This is a genomic window from Sphaerisporangium flaviroseum (genome assembly GCF_039537005.1).
Taxonomy (GTDB): Bacteria; Actinomycetota; Actinomycetes; order Streptosporangiales; family Streptosporangiaceae; genus Sphaerisporangium; species Sphaerisporangium flaviroseum.
In genome coordinates, this window is record NZ_BAAAZR010000008.1 from 232239 (window position 1) to 248736 (window position 16498).

The window sequence follows — 16498 nt, forward strand, 5'->3', positions numbered from 1 at the left end:
GGGAAGGGGCAGGGAGGATCAGCGCATGAACCGGCGTCTGTTTCCCATCGTGGCCGGATGGCTGGTCGTCGGGCTGATCGCCACCGGCGCCGGCGTCGTGGTGACCGCCTTCCTCGGAGAGTCGATCACCCGATCCACCGCCGGCGCGCTCTCGCCCGCCGACGTCCGACGGGCCCTCGAGGCCTCGCCCGCGCCGTCTTCCGTGACCGAGAGCATTCCTTCCGAGAGCGGGTCCGCCACGGCGAGCCCTTCTCCCTCGCCGGCGGCGACGCGCTCGGAGCGTCCCGCCGGGACGGGGCGGCGGAAGGCGATCTCGACGCGGGGCGGGGTCGTGGTCGCGGGCTGCACCGATGGTCTGGCGACCCTGTACTCATGGACTCCGGCTCAGGGATACGAGGTCAAGGACGCCGAGCGCGGGCCGCGCGACAAGGTACGGGTGCGGTTCGAACGCGGCGACGTACGGAGCGAGATCGAGATCCGCTGCTCGGAAGGGCATCCCGTTCCCTCGATCAAGATCGACTGAGTGACCTTCGCGTTCCGAGCGGGTGCTCTAGGATCGGCCGTCCGTAAAGATGCGATAAAGGACGGCCGACGATGAGCGCAAGGAAAACCGCGAACGACCAGGTAGTGGAGAGGCGGGGCCGCCGGCTCGCGCTCAGGGGCGCGCTGCTGGCCGTCATCGCGATCGTGGTCCTCGGATTCCTCGCCGCGGGCTGCACGAAGATCAGCACGGCGCCCGACGAGGTCAGGCTGCACTACGCGGGCGGTCCCTTCGAGGCGATCAAGTTCGTGAAGTGCGTCAACCCCTCCAGCGGGGCGACCTATCTCGGCCCGGGGGACACCTCCTACTCCTATCCCTTCGGGCAGCGCACGTTCGACTTCTCCGGCTCCCAGGACTCCGAGTCCAAGCAGATCAGCATCGTGTCCAAGGACAACGTCCAGCTGGACGTGGCGGGCTCCGCGACGTTCACGCTCAACACCTCCTGCGAGACCCTCAGGCAGTTCCACGAGAAGATCGGCCTGAAGTACCGGTCGTACTTCGACGGCGGCGAGTCCGACGGATGGCGCCGCATGCTCAACTTCTACTTCAAGCAGCCGCTCGACCGCGCCATGGACGCGGCCTCGCAGGAGTTCGAGTGGAAGAAGCTGTTCAACGACCCCAGCGTCAAGCAGCAGTGGGAGCAGCGGGTCGGCCAGCTCGCCCGGCAGTTCATCAAGGAGACGGCCGGGGCCGACTACTTCTGCCAGCCCAACTACGCCGGCACGGGCGAGTGCGGCGACGTCGTGCTCACGATCCAGAAGCCCGAGCCGCCGCAGAGCCTGATCGACGCGCTCGCCGCCGAGCAGGCCGCCAAGCAGCAGAACCTCGCCCAGCAGCAGATCAACACCAAGGTCAAGACCGAGCTCGAGTCCATCAAGGACCTGGTCGGGGTGCTCGGGCCGCAGGGCGCCATCTTGTGGAAGGCCATCCAGGACGGCCGGGTCCAGGTCGTGCCGGTGCCGCAGAACGGGTCCATTAACATCACCCCGCAGTCCCGCTGACCTGCTGAATGCTTGCCGAGGTCAGGGGATGGGCCGGGATATCGGCAAGCATGGGGAGGTGGTGAGCGGACCCACAGGCCGGTGGTGCAAGTATGCCCTTATAGACGCATTTGTGACGTCCTGGGGGATCTGTGATACCGGAGCGCGGCCCGTACCCCGACGGCGCCCCCTGCTGGCCGGAGCTCACCACCGACGATCCCGAGGCGGCGACGCGGTTCTACCGCGAGGTGTTCGGCTGGACCTGCAAGGACCTCGGTCCTCGGGTCTGGAACTACACGGTGTGCCTGGTGGACGACAAGCCGGTCGCGGGCATAACCCCTCCGGCCGTCGGCCTGTCGTCCGTCAAGGCGGCGTGGACGACCTACCTCGCCACCTCCGACCTGGAGGCCTCGGCCGTGCGCGTCGAGGCCAACAACGGCAAGCTGGTCATCCTTCCCTCGATGCTGTCCAATCTGGCGCGGTGCGCCACGGCCGTCGACGTCGAGGGAGCCACCTTCGGGCTCTGGCAGGCGGAGACCCTCATCGGGTCGCGCCTGTACGCCAAGCCCGGCGGCATGTGCTGGAGCGAGCTCTACGCCAGGAACACCAAGGTGGCGGACCCGTTCTACGAGGCGCTGTTCGGCTACGAGCAGGACCAGATCGGCGACGGGATCGACTACGACTACGTCATTTGGAGCATCGGCGACGAGCCTGTCTGCGGGCGGCTGCGGATGCCTTACGAGTCGGAGGGGGTTCCGGCGCACTGGAAGACCTACTTCACCGTGGACGACTGCGACGCCACCGAAGCCCGCATCGCTCCCGTGGGAGGAGAGGTGCTGGTCAGGGCGTACGACATGCCCCATGGCCGGGTGGCGATGGCGGCCGACCCCACAGGCGCCCTCTTCGCGATCTGCCAGCACCACGACGAACGCTTCACCGGGTAGACGCCCCGCTCGGCCCCGTCGGGTGACCGACTCCGGGGGCCTCACCGAGAGGGCCTCACCTCCGCGCCGAAGTGGCCGGCGATCTCGCGCATGCCCGCCGCCAGGGCGTCCCGGTCGAGCGCTTCGATGCGGTCCTCAGGACCCGAGATGGACATGCTGGCGATGACCCGGCCGCCGTCGCGGACCGGCACGGCGAGGCAGCTGACCCCGGCCTCCTCCTCGCCGAAGTCCATCGCGTAGCCCTGCGCCCGCACCCGCTCCAGCTCCGCGAGCATCGCCTCGGCCGAGGTGATCGTGCGCTCGCTGCGGCGCGGCAGGCCGGTGCGCGCCAGGATCGCGGCCGCGTCGGCCCGCTCCGCCAGCAGGACCTTGCCCACCGCCGTGCTGTGCGGCAGCACCCTGCGGCCGACCTCGGCGAACATCCGCAGCCGCCGGGGGGACGCGGCCTGGGCGACGTAGACGACGAAGTCGCCCTCCAGCACGGCGAGGTTCGCCGTCTCGCCGGACAGGGCGACCATCTTCTCCAAATAGGGCTGCGCCCACACGCCCACCATGCGCTCAGCCGCCCCGCCGAGCCGCACCAGGGCGCTGCCCAGGGCGTAGCGGCGGTCGGACTCCTGGCGGACGTACCCCCGGGCCAGCAGCGACCGCAGCAGCCGGTGGATCGTGCCGTACGGAAGGCCCGTGCGGGCGGCGATCTCCGACAGGCCCGCCTCACCGCCCTGGTCGGCGAGCGCCTCCAGCACGTCCAGCGCCCGGTCGACGCTCTGCACCGTGCTCATCGCGCCTGCTCCACCCGCATGGGTGCCTCGGCCCCTTGCGCCCTCGCCACGCTCACCGCGGTCGTCCCTGGCGCATGGAGTGGCCCAGAGCGGCGGGGGACAGGCCGCGCAGAGAGGCGTCGAGGACCTCGGCGGTGTGGGCGACGCGGATCTGCGACCCCTGCCTGCGCGCGGCCGAGGCGATCTGCATCGTGCACCCGGGATTGGCGGAGACCAGCAGGTCGGCCGCGACGGTCAGCACCTGCTCCGCCTTGCGGTCGCCCAGGTCCCGGGCGGCCTCCGGCTGGAACAGGTTGTAGGTGCCCGCCGAGCCGCAGCACATCGACGCGTCCGGGATCTCCTTGAGCCGCAGCCCAGGGACGGTCGCGAGCAGGGCCCGGGGCTGCGATCGCACCCCTTGGGCGTGGGCCAGGTGGCACGCGTCGTGGTAGGCGACCGTGATGGGCAGTGGATGGCGCTCGGCCGCCGGGCCCAGCTCGGCCAGGAACTCGGCGAAGTCCAGGAAGCGCAGCGCCCGCGCCCTGGCTGCCCAGTCGGGGTCACCGGCGAGCAGTTCGGCGTACTCCTTGGTGCTCGACCCGCAACCGGCGGCGTTCACGATCACGGTGTCCACACCCGCGCGCTCGAACGTCTCGATGGTCCGGCGGGCGAAGCGGGCCGCTTCCTCCGCACGCCCGGAATGGACCGACAGCGCGCCGCAGCAGCCCTGCGCGGGAGGGATCACCACGTCGCATCCCTCAAGGGCCAGCACCCGCGCGGTGGCCGCGTTGACCTTGGGGAAGAACTCGGCCTGCACGCACCCGGTGAGCATGCCGACCACCGCCCGGCGCTCGCCCCGGGCCTCGACCCGGTGGGGAAGCCGTATCCGCGGGGCGACCGGAGGGGCCAGGTCGGCCATGGCGGCGAGCCGGGGATCGATCCGCGCCAGCAGGGGAAGCACGCGCGGCCTGAGCCGCTCGCTCAGCTTCAGCGGGAGGCGCAGCGCCCGTAGCCGCCGCGGGTAGGGGAACAGCCCGAAGACCAGGGCACGAAAGGCGCGATCGGCTCGGGAACGCGGGTGGACCCGCTCGACCTCGGCCCGTGTCGACTCGATCAGCACGTCATAGCGCACCCCTGAAGGACAGGCGGTGACGCAGGCCATGCAGCCCAGGCACGCGTCGAAGTGACCGGCCATCTCGGGGGTCAGCGGGGTGCCCTCGACGTGCTGCATCATGAGGTGGATGCGCCCGCGCGGCGAGTCCATCTCCTCGCCCCACAGGGCGTACGTCGGGCAGGCGGGCAGGCAGAACCCGCAGTGCACGCAGTCCTTGATCAGCTCGGGGTTCATGACCGTTCGCTCCTCACGCGCCGTGGCGCGGCCGGCGGCGCCTCACCGACGAGCCTTCCGGGTGACATGCGCCCTTCGGGGTCGAAGCGCTCCTTCACCCGCCGCATCAGCGTGGCGGCCCCGACATGTCCCCAGCGGTCGAGCCGTGAGGCGGCCTCCGGGGGTGCGGTCCACACCACCAGTCTCCCGCCATGGGGGGCCAGGCCGGAACGGAGGGCCGATACGAAGATCTCCGCGGTCGGTGGGGAGGTGTCCGGGGGAAGGGCCAGCTGGATGATCGACGAGGCGATCGATCCCCGGACGCGGACGGGGAGGTCCCCGGCCTCCTCGGCCGTGCGGAGCACCGCCGCCAGCGCCGGTACGGCCGCACCGGGCGGGACGCGCAGCTCCAGCAGGAACTCCTCACCGGGCAGGCGTCCCCACCACACCGGAGGCTCTGAGCCGATGCGGGCCTCTCCCATGAGCTCGCCCATGGCCTTCGCCCGCTCGTCGGCGGCCACACCCTCCACGAGCGCGGCCAGGGTGAGGGGGCCGTGGAGGTCGGGCCGGTCGATCTCCAGCGCGCTGGGCTCGAGCTGGGAACCGGCGATGACGGCGATGTCGGGCAGGGCCCGCAGGTCCGGGACGGTCGTCGTGATCCAGGCACGGGAGGCAGGTAGCGGGTGGAGCCGGAACGTGGCCTCAGCGATCACGCCGAGCGTGCCCTGGGAACCGGTGAACAGCTTGCCGAGGTCGTAGCCCGCGACGTTCTTGACGACCTTGCCACCCGACCGGGCGACCGTGCCGTCGGCGAGGACGACCGTGATCCCGATCAGCAGGTCGCGGGCGGTGCCGTACCGCAGGCGGCGCGGGCCGGCGGTGCCGGCGGCGAGCGTGCCGCCGATGGTGGCCCCGTCGACCGGGACGTCCAGGGCGAGCTGCTGGCCGGCGCCGGCGAGGGCCGCGGCCAGGGCCTCGGTGGTCACCCCCGCCTGCGCCCGGACGACCAGGTCGCCGGCGACGTGCTCCAGGATCTGGTTCAGGCAGCAGGTGTCCAGCAGCAGGTCGCAGCGGGTGGGCGGCGGGCCCCAGTGCAGCTTGGTGCCACCGCCCACCGGTACCACGGTGAGGGACTGCTCGGCGGCCACCCGCATGAGGGCGGCCACCTCGCCGGTGGTCTCGGGCAGGGCGACCCAGCGGGGCGCGACCCCGGAGACGGCGTCGTCCGGGCCGGCCTCGCGGATCGTGACACCGCTCGCGGCGAGGGCCTCGCCGGGGGAGGGGGAGAGGGTCATCAGAACAGTTCCGCCTCTCCGGAGGCCACAAGGGGATGCACGCCTTTACGCACCCCGGGGGCCTCCCCGCACAACCGCGGAGTAGGGAAGATCTTGCCGGGGTTGGACAGGCCCTTGGGGTCGAAGGCGCAGCGCACGAGCTGCATGGTGTCCAGATCCTCCGGCGTGAACATCTTCGGCATATATCGGGATTTGTCGACCCCGACCCCGTGTTCCCCGGTGATCGACCCGCCGTACGAGATGCACAGGTCGAGAATCGCGCTGGACACCAGCTCGGCCCGCTCGCCCGCCCCCTCCTCGGCGTCGTCGAACAGGACGAGGGGATGCAGGTTGCCGTCTCCGGCATGGAAGACGTTCGCCACGCGGATGCCGTGCCGCGCGGCCAACTCCTCGATGCCCGCGAGGACCCTGGGCAGGGCGGTCCTCGGCACCACGCCGTCCTGCACGAGGTAGGCGGGGCTGATGCGGCCCACCGCGGCGAACGCCGACTTGCGTCCCTTCCAGATCGCCGCCCGCTCGGCCGGGTCGTCGGCGATGCGCAGCTCGAAGGCCCCGCTCTCCTGGCAGAGCCGCTCCACCTGCGCGAACTGGTGGGCCACCTCGGCGCTCGGCCCGTCCAGCTCCACGATCAGCACCGCCCCCGCCCCGGGCGGGTAGTCGCACCGCACCGCAGCCTCGGCGGCCTCGATGGCCAGCGCGTCCATCATCTCGATGGCCGCGGGAACGATGCCCGCGCCGATGATCGCCGACACCGCCCGGCCGCCCGACTCGACGTTCCCGAACGCCGCCAGCAGCGTGGTCACCACCTCGGGGGCGCGCGACAGCCGTACAGTGATCTTGGTGGCGATGCCGAGGGTGCCCTCCGAGCCGATGAAGGCGCCCAGCAGGTCGTAACCCGGGTCCATGGCGTCGAGCTCCACGATCTCGCCGTCCGGGGTGACCAGCTCGATCGCGAGCACGTGGTTGACCGTGAAGCCGTACTTCAGGCAGTGGGCGCCGCCGGAGTTCTCCGCGACGTTGCCGCCGATCGAGCAGATCTGCTGGCTGGACGGGTCGGGCGCGTAGTAGTACCCGAACGGGCGCGCGGCCTCGGTGATCGCGAGGTTGGTCACGCCCGGCTCCACGACGGCCCGCCGGTTCGCCACGTCGATCTCGATGATCCGGCGCATCCGCGAGGTCACGATCAGCACGCCGTCGGTGCGCGGCAGCGCCCCGCCGGACAGGCCGGTCCCCGAGCCCCGCGCGACGAAGGGGGTGCCGGTGCGGTCGCACGCCCGCACCACGGCCGCCACCTGCTCGGCCGTCTCGGGAAGCACGACGATGGCCGGGGTCGCGCGGTGGTACGACAGCCCGTCGCACTCGTAGGTGCGCAGCCGCACCGGGTCGGTGATCACTCCTGAGGGACCCAGGATCGACAGGAAGTGGCCGGACAGCTCGGCCATGGCCGGGGTCATGGCATGCGGGCGTAAGCGGGCAGGGTGAGGAAGTCGGCGAAGTCGTCGTCCAGGGCGACCTCCTTGAACAGCTCGGCGGCCTGCGTGTACAGCGACTCGTCGTGGCCGGGCTCCTGGCGGATCTTGTCGAGCTCCTCGGAGATGATGCGCTCGACGAGCTCCTTGGTCGCCACCTCGCCGGTGTCGGCCAGCTCGATGTCGTTGTGGATCCACTGCCAGATCTGCGAGCGGGAGATCTCGGCCGTGGCGGCGTCCTCCATGAGGTTGTGAATGCCGACGGCGCCGCTTCCGGCCATCCAGGCGGCCAGGTAGCGCAGGGCGACGTCCACGTTGTTGCGCAGGCCCGCCTCGGTGATGTCGCCGGGCGTCTTGGAGACCGAGAGCAGATCGGCGGCCGACACCGAGACGTCCTCGCGGAGCCGGTCGAGCTGGTTGGGCTTGTCGCCGAGGACGGAGTCGAACACCTCCCGGCAGATCGGGACCAGGTCGGGGTGCGCCACCCATGAGCCGTCGAAGCCGTCGCCCGACTCGCGTGTCTTGTCCGCCCGGACCTTCTCCAGGGCGACCTTGTTCACCTCGGGATCGCGCCGGGAGGGGATGAAGGCCGCCATGCCGCCGATCGCGTGGGCGCCGCGCCGGTGGCAGGTGCGCACGAGCAGCTCGGTGTAGGCGCGCATGAACGGGGCGGTCATCGTCACGGCGTTGCGCTCGGGCAGCAGGAACTCCCTGCCGCGCGTGCGGAACTTCTTGATGACGCTGAACAGGTAGTCCCAGCGGCCGGCGTTCAGCCCGGCCGAGTGGTCGCGCAGTTCGTACAGGATCTCGTCCATCTCGAACGCGGCGGGGTAGGTCTCGATCAGCACGGTCGCCCTGATCGTGCCGTAGGGCACGTCGAGCAGCTCCTGGGCGCGGGTGAACACGTCGTTCCAGAGGCGGGCCTCCAGGTGCGACTCCATCTTGGGCAGGTAGAAGTAGGGTCCGCGGCCCTTGGCGATCTGCCGCCGCGCGCAGTGGAAGAAGTAGAGGCCGAAGTCGAAGATCGACGCGGAGAACGGCTCGCCGTCGGCCACCACGTGCTTCTCGGTCAGGTGCCAGCCCCGTGGCCGGACCACGATGGTGGCGAGCTCGTCGTCGGGCTTCAGGGTGTACCGCTTGCCCCCCGACTCGAAGTCGATCGTGCGGTCGAGCGCGTCGCGCAGGTTGAGCTGGCCGCTGACGACGTTCTCCCAGAGCGGGGAGTTGGCGTCCTCGAAGTCGGCGAGCCAGACCTTGGCCCCCGAGTTGAGCGCGTTGATCGTCATCTTCCTGTCGACCGGGCCGGTGATCTCCACCCGGCGGTCCACCAGGCCGGGGGCGGGGTCGGCCACGCGCCAGGAGTCGTCCTCACGGATGCCCTTGGTCTCCGGCAGGAAGTCGAGGGTGCCGCCGGCGGAGAGCTCCTCCTGGCGGGCCTGACGGGCCTGCAGCAGCTCGCGCCGGCGCCCGTCGAACTCCCGCTGCAGGGTGGCCACGAACTCCAGCGCCTCGGGGGTGAGGATCTCGTCGAAGCCGTCCAGCATGGGGCCGTTGATCTCCACGTTGCCCATGGCCATCCTTTCCACATTGCGGAAAAATACTTCTGAATTATGGAATCGACGCTACTCGATGCCCGAGTCAGGGGTCAACGTCCTGGTAACCCTGAGGGATCCGCAAGGGTCGCCTCCGGGCGTTCCCCGATGGGCGGCGGGCCTGGCCATAGAGCACTGTTAAGCCATGACGAAGCCGACGCCCTCAGCGAGTACCTCCCCCCAGACCGGCACCACAAGCCGGGCCGTCATCACGGACGCACCCCACACCCGCGGGAAGGACGGGCGACGCGTCCCGGCGCCCGGGAACGGCCGCCCGAGGCTGCGGAGCGTGTTCGCCGCGGGAGCCGTACTGGGCACCGGGCTCCTGCTGACCGGGTGCGGCCTGCAGAACATCGCCGCCCCCACCAAGGAGGCGACCCAGGGCTACGACGTGACGGAGAAGATCGTCAACCTGCGTGTGGACAGCGGTTCCGGTGCCATCGTGGTCACCGAGTCCGACCGCTCCGGAGTGCACGTCACCGAGACGCTGCACTGGAAGAGCGACAAGCCGGTCACGCGGCACCCGTTGCAGGGGGACACGCTCAAGCTCGACTACACCTGCCCCGACGACGAGTGGACCTGCGGGGTGGACTACAAGGTCGAGGTCCCGCGCGGCGTCCGGGTCAATGTGAGCAGCGGATCGGGCGACATCACCCTGAGCGCGCTGTCCGAGCAGTTCCAGGCGAAGACGGGGTCGGGCACCATCGACGCCAACGGCCTTGGTGGCAAGCGAGCCGTCGCGGAGGCCGGCTCGGGTGACATCGAGCTTCGCTTCACCGGCGCGCCGGACGACGTCAGGGTGGGCACCGGATCCGGCGAGGGGATCGTCCGGGTACCGGAGGGCACCTACCACGTGACCACGGACACCGGCTCCGGCGAGCGGAAGGTCGAGGTCACCAGCGACGAATCCTCCCCGCGCCGGATCGTCGTCAGGACCGGCTCGGGCGACGCCAAGGTGCTCAAGGTCTGACGGGGGCGCCACCTCGTATAACCGGGTGAATCCGAGTGGTCGTCATGGCACCATCGAGGGAAGACAACAACGGGGTCTGCGTGTTGAACTGTGCGAAGAGCGGTGGGCCCACGAGCGCCAAGGAGCGCGACCATAGCCACAGAGAAGACTTATATGCACAACGAGTCCTACGAAGACCTGGCCATCGGCGACTACGAGCTTGAGGAGCGGCAGGCACTCCGGCGGGTGGCCGGACTGTCCACAGAGCTCGAGGACATCACCGAAGTCGAATATCGGCAGCTCCGCCTCGAGCGGGTGGTCCTCGTCGGGGTGTGGACCGGCGGCACCGTCACCGACGCGGAGAACTCCCTGCAGGAGCTCAAGCTCCTTGCCGAGACGGCCGGATCGGAAGTCCTGGAAGGCCTCATCCAGCGCCGCCAGCGTCCTGACACCGCGACCTACATCGGTTCCGGCAAGGCCGTGGAACTGCGTGACATCGTGGTCTCCACGGGCGCCGACACCGTGATCTGCGACGGCGAGTTGACCCCAGGTCAGCTACGCCAGCTCGAGGAGGTCGTCAAGGTCAAGGTCATCGATCGCACGGCCCTGATCCTCGACATCTTCGCCCAGCACGCCAAGAGCCGCGAGGGCAAGGCCCAGGTCGAGCTGGCCCAGCTCAGCTACCTGCTGCCGCGCCTGCGCGGCTGGGGTGGGAACCTCTCCCGCCAGGTCGGCGGCCGGGCCGCGGGCGGCGTGGGCATCGGAGGCCGCGGCCCCGGTGAGACGAAGATCGAGCTCGACCGGCGCCGCATCCGCGAGCGCATGGCCAAGCTGCGCCGGCAGATCGGCGGCATGTCCGTCGCCCGCGTGACCAAGCGGTCCAGCAGGACCCGGCGCGAGGTGCCGTCGGTGGCGATCGCCGGGTACACCAACGCCGGCAAGTCGTCCCTGCTCAACCGGCTCACGGGCGCGGGCGTGCTGGTGGAGAACTCGCTGTTCGCCACCCTCGACCCGACCGTGCGCCAGGCCCGCACCCCCGACGGCAGGCTGTTCACCCTCGCCGACACCGTCGGGTTCGTACGGCACCTGCCGCACCAGCTGGTCGAGGCGTTCAGGTCGACGCTGGAGGAGGTCGGCGACGCCGACCTGATCCTGCACGTCGTGGACGGCGCGCACCCGGATCCCGAGTCGCAGCTGGCCGCCGTCCGGGAGGTCCTGGCCGACATCGACGGTGTCAGGGACATCCCGGAGATCGTGGTGGTCAACAAGGCCGACGCCGCCGACCCGGTGGTGCTGGCCCGGCTGGCCACGCGCGAGCGGCACAGCGTGGTCATCTCCGCTCGCACCGGGGCCGGCATCGACGAGTTGCTCGCCACGATCGAGCGGGAGCTTCCCCAGCTCGACCACGAGATCCACATGCTCGTCCCGTACGACAGGGGAGACCTGATCGCCCGGGCACACGAGCAGGGCGAGGTGCTCTCGATCGACCACACCGGGGACGGCACCATCCTGCACGCACGCGTGCCGGCCGGCCTCTACGCCGAGCTTGAGCGCACCGCCAAGCCGGTCGAGACCGTCTGACCCGCACGATCCGCTCCACACGACAGCCGGCGCCCATCGCGCCGGCTGTCGTCGTCCGCGTGCCTGTCAGGCCATCAGGCCGCGGCCGGTCACCAGGGGAAGGTCGAGCGCCGTCAGCAGCCCCGGGGGCGCCTGCACGATGGTGGGAACGGCGTTGACCAGGCGCATCGCCGTCGCCTTGAGCCCGGCGGTGTTGTGGTCGCCGTCACCGCCGAGCAGTTGCAGATCGAGGGTGTAGTTCGGCTCGCCCTTGACCTCCACCCGGTAGCATCCCCGCCCGGCGGGTTGCGGCCAGTCCGGGCCGAGGTCGTCGCGCAGCCGGGTGACGTGCTCCAGGACGATGGCCGGGCGGCCGTGGCGCATGCCCCGCACCTCGAACCTGAGGGCGGCGGCCGTGCCCTTCCCCACCGGGCCTGAGGCGACCTCGAACGCCTCGGGGGCGGGCAGGCGGGTGTACCACTCCTCGATGGCCTCCAGCTCCACCTCCAGGCCCGCGGCGAGCTGCCGGACGACGCTGCCCCACGCGGCGGTGAGCACCCCCGGCTGGAGCAGCAGGGGGACCTCGTCCATCGGCCGGCCGAACCCCATGATGTCGAACAACACGGTGCCCTGGTCGTATGTGGCGTAGTTGAGCACCTCCAGGCACCGCACCTCGTCGACGCGCTCGCTGATGCCGGTGAGGGCGAGCGGAAGCCAGTCGTTGGCGAACCCGGGGTCGATGCCGTTGACCCAGATCGAGGACCCGCCGGCCAGCGCCGCCTCGCGGATGGGCGCGTCCAGCGAGCCGTCGGGGTACTGCAGGAACACCGGGCTGCTCGACACGATGTTCGCCCCGGACCGCAGGATGCGGGAGAGGTCGTCCAGGGCCTCGAAGATCCGGGTGTCCGCCATCGAGGTGTAGACCACGCAGTCGGGCCGGAGCGCGAGGAGCGCGTCGGCGTCGCCGGTCGCCGTGACGCCCAGGGGATCGAGGCCCGCCAGCTCGCCGGCGTCCTTTCCCGCCTTGCCGGGATTGGACACGTAGCAGCCGACGAGCTCCAGGTCGGGACGTGCACGGATGCCGGCCAGCGTGTTGCGGCCGACGTTTCCGGTGCCCCATTGCACCACCGTGTAGACCATCGACTCCTCCAGTCGGGCCGGGCCCGGATCCGCTCAAGATCGGGCAGAGCTACAGATCGGGCAGGCCCAGGTCGAGATTGGGCTGTTCGAGGCCGCCGTCCACCTCGAGCACCTTGCCTGTGAGATACGCCCCGGCGGGGGAGGCCAGGAAGAGCACGGCCGCCGCGATGTCCTCCGGCTCCCCGATGCGCTTCAGCGGGGTGCCCCGCTCCATGCGGGTGCGGAGGTCGTCGTCCGTCATCACGATCTCAAGGGCGGACGTGGCGACCGATCCCACGGCGATCGCGTTGACCCGGATCCTGGGCGCCAGATCGCTGGCCGCCAGGCGCGTGTAGTGGGCGAGCGCGGCCTTGGCCGTGCCGTAGGCGAGGTAGCCCCGGCCGGACACGCGGCCCATCACCGAGGAGATGTTCACGACCGCGCCCTCGTCCGTCTGGAGCATGTACGGGATCGCGGCCCACGTCAGCTCGTGCGCGATGCTCACATTGAATTGGAACGCGTTCTCGAGGTGACGCCGCTTGGTGTCGAGGAAGGCACGGGGGAGCGCGCCGCCGACGTTGTTGACCACGATGTCGAGCCGCCCGAACGCGCCGGCCGCCTGGTGGGCGAGGCTCTCGGCGGCTCCCGGCTCCGCGAGGTCGGCCGGGACGACCAGGCAGCGCCTCCCCGCCGCCTCGACCTCGGCGGCCACGGTGTTGAGCTGGTCCTCGGTCCGTGCCGAGACGACCACATCGGCACCCGCCTGGGCCAGCGCCACAGCGGTGGCCGCGCCGATGCCCCGGCCCGCGCCGGTGACGACGGCCACCCGCCCGGAGACAAGAAAACGATCAAGGATCATGGCTCGACCTCCGCGCTGAGCCTAGATCGTTAGTAGAACCTGTTTCAATACGTTGGCCGTGACGGCTGGGCGCGCGTCACCCGGTCCGGCGCAGGGCCACGATGGCCACGTCGTCCTCTCTGGCCCCGAAACGGTCGATCAGCCGGTCGCAGAACACGTCCAGATCTTCGTCGAAGGAGAGGGCCATCTGGCGCACGACCTCGAGGTTGTCGTCCAGAGGGACGTGACGGTCCTCGATGAGGCCGTCGGTGAACATCAGCAGCGCCCCCGACTCGGGGATCCGCAGCCGGTCCACACGGTACTTCTCGGAAGCGGCGCCCAGGAGCAGGTTCCCCCAGTCGAGGTACCGCGCCTCGCCGCCCGCGACGATGACCGGCGGGATGTGCCCGGCGTTCGCCAGCTCCACCTCGCCGCTGACCGGGTCGATCAGCAGGAGGCAGACCGTCGCCGTCATGCGGGGGTGGTAGTGGCGGAGCATGTCGTTGAGCCGCCCCATGACGCGGGCGAGGTCCCGCTCCTCGACGACCAGGGTCCGCAGGGCGTGGCGGAGCTCGGCCATGATCGTGGCCGCGTGCAGGGAGTGCCCCTGGACGTCGCCGATCCCCACCAGAAGCCGGTCGCCGAGCGGCAGGACCTCGTAGAAGTCGCCGCCCACCTCCACGTTGTCGATCGCCGGCTGGTAGCGGACGGCCAGCTGCAGGCCCGGGGTCGTGGGGATGTGGGAGGGAAGGAAGCTGCGCTGCAGGGTCAGCGCGATCATGTGCTCCTCGGCGTACGCGCGGAGCGCGTCCACCGCGAGCGCGAGCGCCTGGCCGAGCTGCTTGAGGATGTTGAGCTCATCGGGGTCGAGCGCTTCCACCCCTTCGACCGCGAGGTACACCGGGGGGCGCCCGGCCTTGGTGCGCGAGACGACGGCGGAGACATCGGCCCTGATCTCGGCCTCGGGCAGGACCTCGAGCAAGGACGCCTCCGAGAGGGTGAACTCGGCGGTGCCCGCGGCGTCGCGCAGCGACAGCGCCGTGATCTTGTCGAGCGTGTCCTGGGCGGCGCTGAGGGCCCTGGCCGGATCGCCGGGGTTCAACACCGTGTAACGGCGGAGCCTGCCGTCGACGGCGATGGCCAGGGCGCCGCTGCGCCGCCCGAGGATGCCGGCGGTGCCTTCCACCGCCACGCGCAGCAACTTGTCGAACGTGGAACTCGCGTTGATCTCCAGGGTCACCCGGGTCAGCTCGCCGAGCCTGTGGGCCATCCGCTCGGCCCGCTGGCGGGCTTTGTAGTAGCGGAGGGTGGCCTTGACGGTGGCGATGAACTCCTCCGGCTCGATGGGCTCGGCCATGTACGCATCGGCCCCGCGCTCCAGCCCGTGAGCCCGGTCCGCGACCGCGATGGCGTGCGCCGAGATCTGGATCACCGGAATGGCCGCGGTGGACGGATCACCCTTGATCCGCTCGCACACCTGGTACCCGTCGATGTCGGGCAGCCGGACGTCGAGGATCACCAGGTCGGGAGAGACCGCTCTGACCAGGCTGAGCGCCTCCTCGCCGCAGGTGGCCTCCACGACCTCGTGGCCCGCCCTGCGCAGCCAGCTGCCAAGGATGTATCGCTTGGTGGGAGTGTCGTCCACCACGAGGATGGTCTCGGGTCTCTCGTTCATCGTTCCTCTTCAATAGCACCTGACCAGACTCGCCATCGTGGTGCCTTGCCGGAGGCGATCACGTTCCCTGGGCGCTCGCCTACGTGGCCTCCTACGGGGAGCCTGCGGCCGGGGCGATCGGTAGCCGGACCGTGACCGTGGTGCCCTCGCCAGGAGTGCTGGCCAGGCTGAGGGTGCCGTCGAGCGCCTCGGCGAGCCTCCGCGCGTACGGCAGTCCGAGGCCCGTGCCCCGCGCGCGTGCCTGCGCGGCTCCCGGCACTTGGTAGAACTCCTCGAACACGCGCTCGAGGTGCTCTTCGGGGATGCCGATCCCGGTGTCGGCGACGACGAACACCACCTCTCCCGCCTCACCGTACGCCTCCAGGCTCACCTCACCGGACTCGGTGAACTTCAGCGCGTTGGACAGCAGGTTGCGCAGGATGCGGGTGAGAAGCACCTCGTCGGTCACCAGCGTCCGCGGGGCGCGCGACACGTCGACGGTCAGGCGCACCTGGTCGGTGCCCTTCGTCGGGTGCAGCGTCATGCGGAGCCGGTCCGCCACGGAGGGAAGGTCCACGACGGAGGGCTGCGAAGCGAGCTGGCCCGACTCCGCTTTGGACATGTCGAGCAGCTCGGCGACCAGGGCGAGCAGCGTCTGCGCGGAGTTCCCGATCAGCTCCACCTGCAGGTGCTGCTCCTCGCTCAGTTCCTCACCGCCGGGGCCGAGCAGCAGCCGCACGAGGCCGATCACCGAGTTGAGTGGGGTGCGCAACTCGTGGCTGACCGTGGCCCAGAAGCGGTTCTTGGCCTCGCCGGCCTCCCGGAGCTGGGCGGACTTCTCGTCCAGCTCCGCATAGAGCGCCACCACGCCTCTGTTGGTCTCCTCCAGCTCCTCGGACAGCTGGTTGTACAGGGCGAACACGCCCTGGTTGGTCTCCTGCAGCTCGGCGTTGAGCTGGAGGAGACGCTCGCGCTGGTTGTGCGAGTCCTCCAGCGCGGCGGCGAGCTCGCGGTTCTGCTGCCGCAGCTCTTCGAGGACTCCGGCGGGAGCGAGCCGGCTCATGCTGGCGTGGATCTCGGCGAGCCGCGACTCGGTGAGAACCTGACCGCTGTGCACCCTCTTGACCATGGTGATCCGGCGCCGGGCGTCGTCGTGCTCGACGGTGTCCATCAGCCGGGCGGCCAGCGTCACCCCTCCGGGTGCGATGACGTGGTCCCCCGCCGAGTAGGTGATGTCCAGGGTCAGGCCGCCGCCGTCGTCCAGCCGGAAGACCACCTCGGCGTCGCGGGAGCCCCCGACGATCTCTCTGCCCACCTCGCTCAGTGCGGTGCCGACCCGTATCTGGTCGAGAGAGTCGAGGCCCACGGCCTGGGCCAGCTCGCGGCCCACCTGCCGCACGGCGAAGACGTCACGGTCCTCCCGGACGGCGACGGTGAACAGGGCGCGATTCACATCGCGGCCCGTACGT

General features: G+C 70.5%; 14 protein-coding genes. 5 read left to right on the forward strand and 9 right to left on the reverse strand.

The features are described from left to right. The first annotated feature begins 25 nt into the window (after nt 1-25). From ABD810_RS17430 to ABD810_RS17440, 3 genes are all read left to right on the forward strand, one after another. Nucleotides 26-523: a hypothetical protein gene (locus ABD810_RS17430; RefSeq protein WP_344940615.1), complete on the forward strand. Its 498-nt coding sequence runs from the start codon at nt 26-28 to the stop codon at nt 521-523. Nucleotides 524-594: 71 nt separating this feature from the next. Beyond that, complete coding sequence (locus ABD810_RS17435) at nt 595-1542, forward strand: SPFH domain-containing protein (RefSeq protein ID WP_344940618.1); 948 nt, start codon at nt 595-597, stop codon at nt 1540-1542. Nucleotides 1543-1673: 131 nt separating this feature from the next. Next, the gene (locus ABD810_RS17440) at nt 1674-2465 is read left to right on the forward strand and encodes a VOC family protein (protein ID WP_344940621.1); all 792 of its coding nucleotides are present in this window, start codon (nt 1674-1676) and stop codon (nt 2463-2465) included. A gap of 41 nt (nt 2466-2506) precedes the next feature. Here ABD810_RS17440 and ABD810_RS17445 read toward each other — a convergent pair whose 3' ends face one another. Genes ABD810_RS17445 through aceB form a run of 5 tightly spaced genes read right to left on the reverse strand, consistent with a single transcriptional unit; the run spans nt 2507 to nt 8894 of the window. Beyond that, the gene (locus ABD810_RS17445; RefSeq protein ID WP_344940624.1) at nt 2507-3247 is read right to left on the reverse strand and encodes an IclR family transcriptional regulator; all 741 of its coding nucleotides are present in this window, start codon (nt 3245-3247) and stop codon (nt 2507-2509) included. Nucleotides 3248-3299: 52 nt separating this feature from the next. Next, the gene (locus ABD810_RS17450) at nt 3300-4574 is read right to left on the reverse strand and encodes a (Fe-S)-binding protein (RefSeq protein WP_344940627.1); all 1275 of its coding nucleotides are present in this window, start codon (nt 4572-4574) and stop codon (nt 3300-3302) included. Further along, on the reverse strand, nt 4571-5848 hold the full coding sequence (locus ABD810_RS17455) for an FAD-binding oxidoreductase (protein WP_344940630.1): 1278 nt from the start codon (nt 5846-5848) through the stop codon (nt 4571-4573). Before ABD810_RS17455 ends, ABD810_RS17450 begins: the two co-directional genes overlap by 4 nt. After that, a complete protein-coding gene (locus tag ABD810_RS17460) occupies nt 5848-7290 on the reverse strand; it encodes an FAD-linked oxidase C-terminal domain-containing protein (protein ID WP_344940633.1) in 1443 nt (480 codons plus the stop codon). The genes ABD810_RS17455 and ABD810_RS17460 overlap by 1 nt, the downstream gene beginning before the upstream one ends. Nucleotides 7291-7298: 8 nt before the next feature. Beyond that, the gene (gene aceB, locus ABD810_RS17465; protein WP_425566908.1) at nt 7299-8894 is read right to left on the reverse strand and encodes a malate synthase A; all 1596 of its coding nucleotides are present in this window, start codon (nt 8892-8894) and stop codon (nt 7299-7301) included. Nucleotides 8895-9198: 304 nt separating this feature from the next. On the opposite strand from aceB, the gene ABD810_RS17470 reads away from it, so the two are divergent. Both ABD810_RS17470 and hflX read left to right on the forward strand, forming a co-directional pair. Then, nucleotides 9199-9879 carry a DUF4097 family beta strand repeat-containing protein gene (locus ABD810_RS17470; RefSeq protein WP_344940639.1) on the forward strand — a complete coding sequence of 227 codons (681 nt, stop codon included), beginning with the start codon at nt 9199-9201 and terminating at the stop codon, nt 9877-9879. A gap of 153 nt (nt 9880-10032) precedes the next feature. Then, nucleotides 10033-11439, forward strand: a complete 1407-nt coding sequence (hflX, locus tag ABD810_RS17475; RefSeq protein ID WP_344940642.1) for a GTPase HflX — start codon at nt 10033-10035, stop codon at nt 11437-11439. 66 nt (nt 11440-11505) lie between these two features. Here the strand turns inward: hflX and ABD810_RS17480 are convergent, their stop codons facing one another. From ABD810_RS17480 to ABD810_RS17495, 4 genes are all read right to left on the reverse strand, one after another. Next, nucleotides 11506-12558 (reverse strand): NAD(P)H-dependent amine dehydrogenase family protein, encoded by a 1053-nt coding sequence (locus ABD810_RS17480; RefSeq protein ID WP_344940645.1) that lies wholly within the window; start codon nt 12556-12558, stop codon nt 11506-11508. Between the two features lie 49 nt (nt 12559-12607). Beyond that, entirely contained in the window at nt 12608-13396 is a 789-nt protein-coding gene (locus tag ABD810_RS17485; RefSeq protein ID WP_344940648.1) for an SDR family oxidoreductase, read from the reverse strand. A 76-nt stretch (nt 13397-13472) separates the two neighbouring features. Continuing rightward, nucleotides 13473-15050 (reverse strand): SpoIIE family protein phosphatase, encoded by a 1578-nt coding sequence (locus ABD810_RS17490; protein ID WP_344940651.1) that lies wholly within the window; start codon nt 15048-15050, stop codon nt 13473-13475. Between the two features lie 91 nt (nt 15051-15141). Beyond that, nucleotides 15142-16482, reverse strand: coding sequence for a sensor histidine kinase (locus ABD810_RS17495; protein WP_344940654.1), 1341 nt, complete (start codon nt 16480-16482; stop codon nt 15142-15144). Between the last annotated feature and the right edge of the window lie 16 nt (nt 16483-16498).

Excerpts from the sequence above, each read along its gene's own strand:
- ABD810_RS17430 (WP_344940615.1), top strand. The coding sequence starts at position 26 with ATGAACCGGCGTCTGTTTCCCATCGTGGCCGGATGGCTGGTCGTCGGG.
- ABD810_RS17435 (WP_344940618.1), top strand. The coding sequence starts at position 595 with ATGAGCGCAAGGAAAACCGCGAACGACCAGGTAGTGGAGAGGCGGGGC.
- ABD810_RS17445 (WP_344940624.1), bottom strand. The coding sequence starts at position 3,247 with ATGAGCACGGTGCAGAGCGTCGACCGGGCGCTGGACGTGCTGGAGGCG.
- ABD810_RS17450 (WP_344940627.1), bottom strand. The coding sequence starts at position 4,574 with ATGAACCCCGAGCTGATCAAGGACTGCGTGCACTGCGGGTTCTGCCTG.
- ABD810_RS17455 (WP_344940630.1), bottom strand. The coding sequence starts at position 5,848 with ATGACCCTCTCCCCCTCCCCCGGCGAGGCCCTCGCCGCGAGCGGTGTC.
- ABD810_RS17460 (WP_344940633.1), bottom strand. The coding sequence starts at position 7,290 with ATGGCCGAGCTGTCCGGCCACTTCCTGTCGATCCTGGGTCCCTCAGGA.
- aceB (WP_425566908.1), bottom strand. The coding sequence starts at position 8,894 with ATGGCCATGGGCAACGTGGAGATCAACGGCCCCATGCTGGACGGCTTC.
- hflX (WP_344940642.1), top strand. The coding sequence starts at position 10,033 with ATGCACAACGAGTCCTACGAAGACCTGGCCATCGGCGACTACGAGCTT.
- ABD810_RS17480 (WP_344940645.1), bottom strand. The coding sequence starts at position 12,558 with ATGGTCTACACGGTGGTGCAATGGGGCACCGGAAACGTCGGCCGCAAC.
- ABD810_RS17485 (WP_344940648.1), bottom strand. The coding sequence starts at position 13,396 with ATGATCCTTGATCGTTTTCTTGTCTCCGGGCGGGTGGCCGTCGTCACC.
- ABD810_RS17490 (WP_344940651.1), bottom strand. The coding sequence starts at position 15,050 with ATGAACGAGAGACCCGAGACCATCCTCGTGGTGGACGACACTCCCACC.